A 7,785-nucleotide genomic window follows, 5' to 3' on the forward strand; every position below is an offset into this window, starting at 1 on the left:
GGCCCGGTGGGCGCCGCGGCCGCCGGTGCGGGATGGGCGGTGCTGCCGGTGGTCGCGGTGCTGGCCGCGGTCGTCTCGGCGGCGGTGGGGCTCGTCGCGGTCGGGGCCGGGCGGGCCGGGTGGGGGAGCAGGCTGCCGCACGGCCCGGTCCTGCTCGGGGTGGCACTGGCGGTCGTGGTGCCCGCGGTCGTGGTGCTGTCGGGGGCCCGGATCCCCGGGTGAGAGGATGGTCGCCGTGCTGCGATGGATCACCGCCGGGGAGTCCCACGGTCCGGCCCTGGTGGGCGTGCTGGAGGGCATGGTCGCCGGGGTCTCGGTCACCACCAAGGAGCTGCAGGCCGAGCTGGCCCGCCGCAAGCTCGGCTACGGCCGCAGCCCGCGGATGGCGTTCGAGGCCGACGAGCTGGAGGTCATCGGCGGCCTGCGGCACGGTGTCACCCAGGGCGGGCCGGTCGCGGTCCGCATCGCCAACACCGAGTGGCCCAAGTGGGAGACGGTGATGGCCGCCGACCCGGTGGACCCGGAGCTGATCGCGCACCGCGCCCGCAACGCGCCGCTGACCCGGCCCCGTCCCGGCCACGCCGACCTCGCCGGCATGACCAAGTACGGCTTCGACGAGGCCCGCCCGGTCCTGGAGCGCGCCAGCGCACGCGAGACCGCCGCCCGCGTCGTGCTCGGCACCGTCGCCAAGGCGTTCCTGCAGCAGGCCCTCGGCGTGACGATCGTGTCCCACGTCGTGGGCATCGGCGCCGTCGACGCCCCGGACGACGAGCCGCTGCCCGGCCCCGCCGACCTCGACCGCATCGACGCCAACCCGGTGCGCGCCTTCACCGACGCCACCGGCGCCGCGATGGCCGCCGAGATCGACGCCGCGCACGAGGCGGGCGACACCCTCGGCGGGGTCATCGAGGTCATCGCCTACGGGATGCCGGTCGGCGTCGGCACCTACGTGCAGGCCGACCGCCGGCTCGACGCCCGGCTCGCCGCCGCGCTGATGGGCATCCAGGCGATGAAGGGCGTCGAGATCGGCGACGGCTTCCGCACCGCGCACCGCCGCGGCTCCGTCGCCCACGACGAGATGGTCCCCGCCGGTTCGCCCGGGCAGGGTCCGGCGGGCACCGTGCCGGTCACCCGGCTCACCAACCGGGCCGGCGGCATCGAGGGCGGCATGACCAACGGTGAGCCGGTCCGGGTCCGCGTCGCGATGAAGCCCATCTCCACCGTCCCCCGGGCGCTGCGCACCATCGACACCACCACCGGCGAGGAGGCCACCGCCATCCACCAGCGCTCCGACGCCTGCGCCGTGCCGCGTGCCGGGGTCGTCGTCGAGACGATGGTGGCGCTGGTGCTGGCCCAGGCCGCACTGGAGAAGTTCGGCGGCGACTCGCTCGACGAGACCCGCCGCAACCTGGCCTCCTACCTGGCGGGGCAGCGGTGACCGCGCCGGCCCCCACCCCGGCCCCCGACGCCGAGGGCCGCCCCTGGGTGGTGCTCGTCGGCCCGCCCGGGTCCGGGAAGAGCACGGTCGGCTCGCTGCTCGCGCAGCGGCTCGGGCTGAACTTCGCCGACACCGACGCCGCGATCGTCGCCCGCATCGGCAAGCCGATCGCGGAGATGTTCGTGCAGGAGGGCGAGGCCGCGTTCCGCGCGCTGGAGCGCGAGGTCGTCGCCGAGGAGCTGCGCGCCGGGCACGGCGTCCTCGCCCTCGGCGGCGGCTCCGTGCTGGCCGCCGAGACCCGCGCACTGCTCGCGGGGCACCGCGTGGTCGCCCTCGAGGTGGACCTCGCCGACGGGATGCGCCGCACCGGGATGTCCACCGCGCGCCCGCTGCTGGCCGGGGTGAACCCGCGGGCGACGTTCCGGGCGCTGCTCGCCGAGCGGGCCCCGCTCTACGCCGAGGTCGCCACCGTGGCGGTCACGACGGTGCGCCGCAGCCCCAACCAGGTCGTCGCCGCCGTGCTGGCCGAGCTCGGGCACGGCCCGTCCGCGCTGCCCGAGGCCTCCCCGGACGCCGCCGACCCGTTCGACCGGCCCACCCCGCGCCAGGACTCGACACTGCCGGCGCCCGGCTTCGGCTCGCCGCAGCACGGGGCCGGCACCGAGCGGGCGGAGGCCTGATGACGTCCACACCGTCCGGCACGCTGCCCGACACCTCCGGCACCACCGAGTCCGACGGCTCGGTCCGCATCGACGTCCGCACCGAGCAGCCCTATCCGGTGCTCGTCGGCGCCGGGGTGGCCGCGCGGCTGGCCGAGGTCGTCGTCGGTACCGGGGCCGGCCGGGTCCTCGTGCTGCACCCGCCGACGCTCGCCGACCGCGCCGGTGCCGCCCGCGCCGAGCTGGAGGCCGCCGGGCTGGCCGCGTTCACCCACGAGGTGCCCGACGCCGAGGACGGCAAGTCCCTGGCCTCGCTGGCCGACTGCTGGGACGCCTGTGCCGGTGCCGCGCTGACCCGGGCCGACGTGGTCGTCGGGTTCGGCGGGGGAGCGGTCACCGACCTGGCGGGGTTCGTCGCCGCGACCTGGATGCGCGGGGTACGGGTCGTGCACGTCCCGACCACGCTGCTCGCGATGGTCGACGCCGCCGTCGGCGGGAAGACCGGCATCAACACCGCCGCCGGGAAGAACCTGGTGGGCGCCTTCCACGAGCCGTCCGCGGTGCTCGTCGACCTCGACACGCTGCGCACGCTGCCGCGTCCCGAGCTCGTCGCCGGGTCCGCGGAGGTGTGGAAGGCCGGGTTCATCGCCGACCCGGTCATCCTCGACCGCGTCCGCGCCGACCCGGCCGCCGCGCTGGACCCGGCCGGGCCGGTGCTCGGCGAGCTGGTGCGCCGCGCGATCCGGGTGAAGGCCGACGTCGTCGGGGCGGACCTGCGCGAGTCGCACCTGCGGGAGATCCTCAACTACGGCCACACCCTCGGCCACGCCGTGGAGCGCCGCGAGCGCTACCGGTGGCGGCACGGCAACGCCGTCGCGGTCGGCCTGGTGTTCGCCGCCGAGCTGGCCCGCGCCGCGGGGCGGCTCGACGACGCCACCGCCGACCTGCACCGCGAGGTGCTGGAGCTGGTCGGGCTGCCGACGCGCTACGAGCCCGGCGTGCTCGACGAGCTGACCGAGACCATGCGCGGGGACAAGAAGTCCCGGGCCGGGACGCTGCGCTTCGTTGTGCTCGACGGCCTCGCCGAGCCGGGGCGGCTGGAGGGCCCGGACCCGGCGCTGCTGGAGACCGCGTACGCCGCTATCTCCGGCTGAGACCGCGGTCGGTACACCTCAGCCGAGGGCGGGGTGGGTACGCGACCCGAATGCCTGCACGAGCAGCAGCACCCCTGCGGCCAGGGCGAACGCCCCGACCAGCCACAGCATCGCGAGGATGCCGGACGCCGGCCACACGAGCAGCAGGACGCCGAACAGCACGTCGAGCACGGCCCGTCCGGCGATCCACCCCCACGGACCGCCGTGCCGGCGGACCTCGTCGGCCGAGACCGCGGTGACGACTCCGGCGACGATCGCCCAGAACGCGACCACGTACAGGAAGAACAGCGCCGCGGTCCCGGGCAGCGCGAAGGCCGCCAGACCGGCGACGACCGACACCACGCCCTGCGCGACGGCCCAGCCCCAGCCGGGGCGCTCGCCCCGGTGCCGGATCCCGAGCACGACCGCGACGACGCCGTCGACCAGCGCGTACGCGGCGAAGACGTAGATCAGCACCAGCAGGGCCAGGCCAGGGGTCACCAGCACGGCCAGCCCGAACAGCAGGACCAGGACACCGCGGAGTACGACGAGTCCGCGGACCCCGTGTGATGTGGCGTCCTCGGCGGTGGGCGCCCGTCCCGTTCCGTCACTCGCGTCGACCATGGTCGTGCTCCGTCCGGGTGGAGGGGTTGTGGCGGGTAACGGTCTCACCCGCACCGGAGCCGCGACCGGGGCGAAGGTCCCCCCCGTGGCACCGGCGCTCCGGCGCGGATCGCGATGGGGGCCGTGGGAGAGGATGACCGGGTGCGCGACGTGATCCGGGACGGCCTGCGACGGCTCCGTGAGCTCCCCGCCCGGTCGTCTCTGGTGGGGCACGCCCGCCGGGCCGCCGACCGCTACCGCCACCAGCGCGGCAACCACCTGTCCGCCGCGGTCGCGTTCTACACCGTGATCGCGGCGGTGCCGCTGCTGCTCGTCCTGTTCTTCGCCCTCGGGCTGCTCGTGTTCTGGCGCACCACCTCCCGCGACGACCTGGTCCTCGCCGTCGAGGCGGCGTTCCCGGCCGGGCTGACCGGCGCCGTCGCCCCCGCCGTGGAGGCCGCCGCCGACCGCAGCGGGTCGCTCGTCGGGATCGGTGCGCTCGGGGTGCTGTGGGCCGGGTCGACGTGGACGTCGTACCTGCGGGAGGCGCTGTCGGCGCAGTTCCGGCTGCCCGCCGAGCGGATCGTCTCGCCGCGCCGGGTCCTGTGGGACCTGGGCGCGCTGGCCGTGCTCGGCGTCGCCGTCCTCGCCTCGGTGGTGGTGACGTTCGCCGTGACCGGGCTGGCCGGGTTCACCCTGGAGCTGGTCGGCGTCCGCGACGCGCTCGGCGGCCGGGTCGCGCTGCGGGTGCTCGGCGCCGTCGTTGTGCTGGTCCTGGACTGGGCCGTGTTCTGCTTCGTACTGGCCCGGCTGCCGCGCCGGCCGGTCCCGCCGGGCCGGGTCGTGCGTCCCGCCGCCGTCGGCGCGGTCGCGCTGGAGCTGCTCAAGCTCGGGGTCGCGCTCGTCGTCGGCGCCGTGTCCGACACCGCGGGCGGGGCCGTGTTCGGCACCGTGCTCGCGACGCTGTTCTTCCTGTTCCTGCTGTCGCGGCTGCTGGTGTTCTCCGCGGCGTGGATCGCGACCGACGGGACCGACCCCGCACCCGGGTCGGAGACCGACGTCGTCGAGGACCCGGCGCAGCGGGTCCGGTAGCCCCCGCAGGTCCAGCTCGGCGGCGAACAGCGCGTGCAGGGCGACGATCACCACGTCGGCGGGCGGGTGCCGCGACGCCGCGCGGGGGCCCCGAGCACCGCGGCGTCGCTGGCCCCCTCGACGAGCACCACCGCGGCCGGGGTCACGACCCGGCCGTCACGGTCCGACCGTCATGAACCGAACGCGGCCACGAACTGCTCGGCCGAGGTCGCCCGGTAGACGGTGTTGGTGGCCCGCACGTCGTCGAGCGGGGCGTTCGACGCCGGGGAGTACCGGTGCCCCGGGTAGACCGTCGGGTTGCCCTTCAGCGCGGCCAGCTGCTGCAGCGAGTGGTACATCTGCGCGGTGTCGCCGCCCGGGAAGTCGGTGCGCCCGCAGCCCTGCAGGAACAGCGTGTCCCCGGCGACGAGCCGGTCGCCGTCCGGGCCGGGCACCAGGAAGCACTGGCTGCCCGGGGTGTGGCCGGGGGTGTGCAGCAGCCGGATCGCGACGTTCCCCACCTCGACGACGTCGTCGTGGTCGTGCGGGGTCAGGTCGGTGGCCGACAGCCCGGTCACCCGCGTCACGTAGTCGGCCTCGGCGCGCTGCACGTGGATCGGCACCGGGTGCGACCCGATCAGCTGCGCGACGCCGACGAGGTCGAAGCCCATCATCGTGCCGCCGACGTGGTCGGGGTGGTGGTGCGTGGCCAGCACCCCGGTCAGGCGCATGCCGTCGGCGTCGAGGGTCGCGAGCAGCTCGTCGGGGGAGTAGGCCGGGTCGACGACGACGGCCTCGCGGGTCTCGTCGTCGCCGATCAGGTACGAGAAATTGACCATCTGGGTGGCCACCGGGTCACCCACGGCGTAGTCCTGGCCCGACAGCAGCTGGCGGAAGTAGAGACCCATGCCGGAGACCCTAGACAGCCGCGACACCGCACATAGGGTTCGGGCCATGTCCCACCCCGCCCGGCGCGACGCCCTGCGCGCCCTGCTCCCCGCCGCCGGACTGGACGCACTGCTGGTCACCGACCTGATCGACGTCCGGCACCTCACCGGGTTCACCGGCTCCAACGCCGCCGCGGTGATCGCCGCCGACCCGGGCGACGACCTGCTCTGCACCGACGGGCGCTACCGGGTGCAGGCCGCGGAGCAGTGCCCCGACCTGGAGGTCCTCGTCGACCGGCCGAGCGCGCCGGCCGCCGCGGCCCGGGTCCCCGCCGGGCTGACCCTCGGCTACGACTCGGCGACCCTCACCGTCGACGGGCTGGCCGCGGTCCGTGACGCCGTCCCCGGCCGCAGGTTGCGCCGCGCCCCCGGCCTGGCCGGGCGGCTGCGCGCGGTCAAGGACTCCGGCGAGGTCGAGCGGATCGCCGCGGCCTGCGCGCTGGCCGACACCGCGCTGCGCGCCCTGCTCGACGACGGCGGCCTGCGCCCGGGACGCACCGAGGCCGACGTCGCGCTCGACCTCGACGACCGGATGCGCCGCCTGGGCGCCGACGGCCCCGCCTTCGACACCATCCTCGCCGCCGGTCCGCACTCCGCGGTGCCGCACCACCGCCCCACCGGCACCGAGCTGCGTCGCGGCGACCTCGTCAAGATCGACTTCGGGGCGGCGCTGGACGGCTACCACTCCGACACCACGCGCACGTTCTGCCTGGGCCCGGCCGTGGACTGGCAGCGTGAGCTGCACGCCCTGGTCGACGCCGCCGCCGCGGCCGGGCGGGCCGCACTCGTCCCCGGGGCGTCGGTGACCGCCGTCGACGCGGCCGCCCGGGACGTGATCACCGCCGCCGGGCACGGCGAACGGTTCCCGCACGGCCTCGGCCACGGGGTCGGGCTCGCGGTGCACGAGCCGCCGTGGCTCGGGACCACCGCCACCGGTCGGATCGACGCCGGCAACGTCGTGACCGTCGAGCCGGGCGTCTACCTCGACGGACGGGGCGGGGTGCGGATCGAGGACACCCTGCACGTCGTCGCGGGCGGCCCGGCCGTGCCGCTGACCGGGCTGCCCCGCGAGCTCATCGAGATCTGAGCGCCTCCCGCCACGGCACGGTCGCCCCGATCCGCAGCACCGACCGCTCGTAGACCCGGGCGCCCGCCTTCGCCAGCAGGACCAGCGCCACCAGCATGACCAGGGCCGACCCGGCGACGTGCCAGGCGGTCGCGGATCCGTCGGCGATCATGAGCGGCATCAGCATCGCCGGGAACGGCGGGATCCACGACAGCACGCCGAGCACCGCGGAGTCCGGCGAGCCCAGGAACCAGAACGAGACGCCGTACATCGCGAACAGCAGCATCATCAGCGGCCCGGTGGTGGTGTTGACGTCCTCCTGGCGCGACACGAGGGACCCGGCCGCGGCGTAGAGCACCGCGAAGAACGCGTAGCCGAGGACGAACCAGCCCAGCGCGGCGCCGAACACCCCGAGCGCGGTGCCGGTGATCGTCAGCAGCCCGGTGGCGATCCCGGCGCCGATGCCGACGACGCCGTAGAGCAGCAGCTGGACCAGCCCGACCGCGCCGATGCCCAGCACCTTGCCCCACAGCAGGTGCAGCGGGCGGATCGTCGACAGCAGCAGCTCCACCACGCGGCTGGACTTCTCCTCGACCACGCCCATGGCGACGGTGAGGCCGAAGCCCACGATCTGCATGAACATCACGATCAGCACGGCGAACGACAGCGCGGTGCGCTGCCCGGCCTCGGGGTCGGCAGGATCCAGCGCGTCGACGGTGAGCCCGGCGGGCGGGGTCGCGGCGGCCAGCTCGGCCGGGGTGAGTCCCACCGTCCCCAGGGCGGCCGCGGTGGCCCGGTCGGCGAGCGCGGCGTCGAGCACCGCGCGGGTCGCCGACGGCACGTCCGAGTCGACGACGGCGACCGCGCC

Annotated in this window: 8 protein-coding genes and 1 pseudogene; 6 read left to right on the plus strand and 3 right to left on the minus strand. The window is 75.8% G+C overall.

All coding sequences use genetic code 11. The annotated features are described in order from the left end of the window. The 4 genes and pseudogenes from NH602_RS25510 to aroB form a co-directional block, all read left to right on the plus strand. Positions 1-222 (plus strand): annotated as a pseudogene (locus NH602_RS25510) (hypothetical protein); the annotation flags it as partial. Positions 223-235: 13 nt separating this feature from the next. Further along, positions 236-1,438: a chorismate synthase gene (gene aroC, locus NH602_RS25515; RefSeq protein WP_253069118.1), complete on the plus strand. Its 1,203-nt coding sequence runs from the start codon at positions 236-238 to the stop codon at positions 1,436-1,438. Beyond that, positions 1,435-2,118, plus strand: a complete 684-nt coding sequence (locus NH602_RS25520; protein WP_073574681.1) for a shikimate kinase — start codon at positions 1,435-1,437, stop codon at positions 2,116-2,118. Before aroC ends, NH602_RS25520 begins: the two co-directional genes overlap by 4 nt. Continuing rightward, entirely contained in the window at positions 2,118-3,251 is a 1,134-nt protein-coding gene (aroB, locus tag NH602_RS25525; protein ID WP_083658199.1) for a 3-dehydroquinate synthase, read from the plus strand. Before NH602_RS25520 ends, aroB begins: the two co-directional genes overlap by 1 nt. Before the next feature lie 18 nt (positions 3,252-3,269). Here the strand turns inward: aroB and NH602_RS25530 are convergent, their stop codons facing one another. Beyond that, positions 3,270-3,854, minus strand: a complete 585-nt coding sequence (locus NH602_RS25530) for an HdeD family acid-resistance protein (protein ID WP_253069119.1) — start codon at positions 3,852-3,854, stop codon at positions 3,270-3,272. 141 nt (positions 3,855-3,995) lie between these two features. On the opposite strand from NH602_RS25530, the gene NH602_RS25535 reads away from it, so the two are divergent. Beyond that, complete coding sequence (locus tag NH602_RS25535) at positions 3,996-4,925, plus strand: YhjD/YihY/BrkB family envelope integrity protein (protein WP_253069120.1); 930 nt, start codon at positions 3,996-3,998, stop codon at positions 4,923-4,925. Between the two features lie 170 nt (positions 4,926-5,095). Here NH602_RS25535 and NH602_RS25540 read toward each other — a convergent pair whose 3' ends face one another. Continuing rightward, positions 5,096-5,812, minus strand: coding sequence for an MBL fold metallo-hydrolase (locus NH602_RS25540; RefSeq protein WP_062395645.1), 717 nt, complete (start codon positions 5,810-5,812; stop codon positions 5,096-5,098). Positions 5,813-5,858: 46 nt separating this feature from the next. Between NH602_RS25540 and NH602_RS25545 the strand changes: the two genes are divergently transcribed. Next, positions 5,859-6,938 (plus strand): Xaa-Pro peptidase family protein, encoded by a 1,080-nt coding sequence (locus tag NH602_RS25545; RefSeq protein ID WP_253069121.1) that lies wholly within the window; start codon positions 5,859-5,861, stop codon positions 6,936-6,938. Here NH602_RS25545 and NH602_RS25550 read toward each other — a convergent pair. Continuing rightward, on the minus strand, positions 6,925-7,785 hold an 861-nt coding region (locus NH602_RS25550), incomplete at its 5' end, for an ABC transporter permease (RefSeq protein WP_253069122.1). The genes NH602_RS25545 and NH602_RS25550 overlap by 14 nt on opposite strands.

It is taken from the genome of Pseudonocardia sp. McavD-2-B (assembly GCF_024124365.1).
GTDB classification, from domain to species: domain Bacteria; phylum Actinomycetota; class Actinomycetes; order Mycobacteriales; family Pseudonocardiaceae; genus Pseudonocardia; species Pseudonocardia alni.

Coding starts and splice junctions, on each gene's coding strand:
- aroB (WP_083658199.1), top strand. CDS start 2,118: ATGACGTCCACACCGTCCGGCACGCTGCCCGACACCTCCGGCACCACC.
- NH602_RS25545 (WP_253069121.1), top strand. CDS start 5,859: ATGTCCCACCCCGCCCGGCGCGACGCCCTGCGCGCCCTGCTCCCCGCC.
- NH602_RS25540 (WP_062395645.1), bottom strand. CDS start 5,812: ATGGGTCTCTACTTCCGCCAGCTGCTGTCGGGCCAGGACTACGCCGTG.
- NH602_RS25530 (WP_253069119.1), bottom strand. CDS start 3,854: ATGGTCGACGCGAGTGACGGAACGGGACGGGCGCCCACCGCCGAGGAC.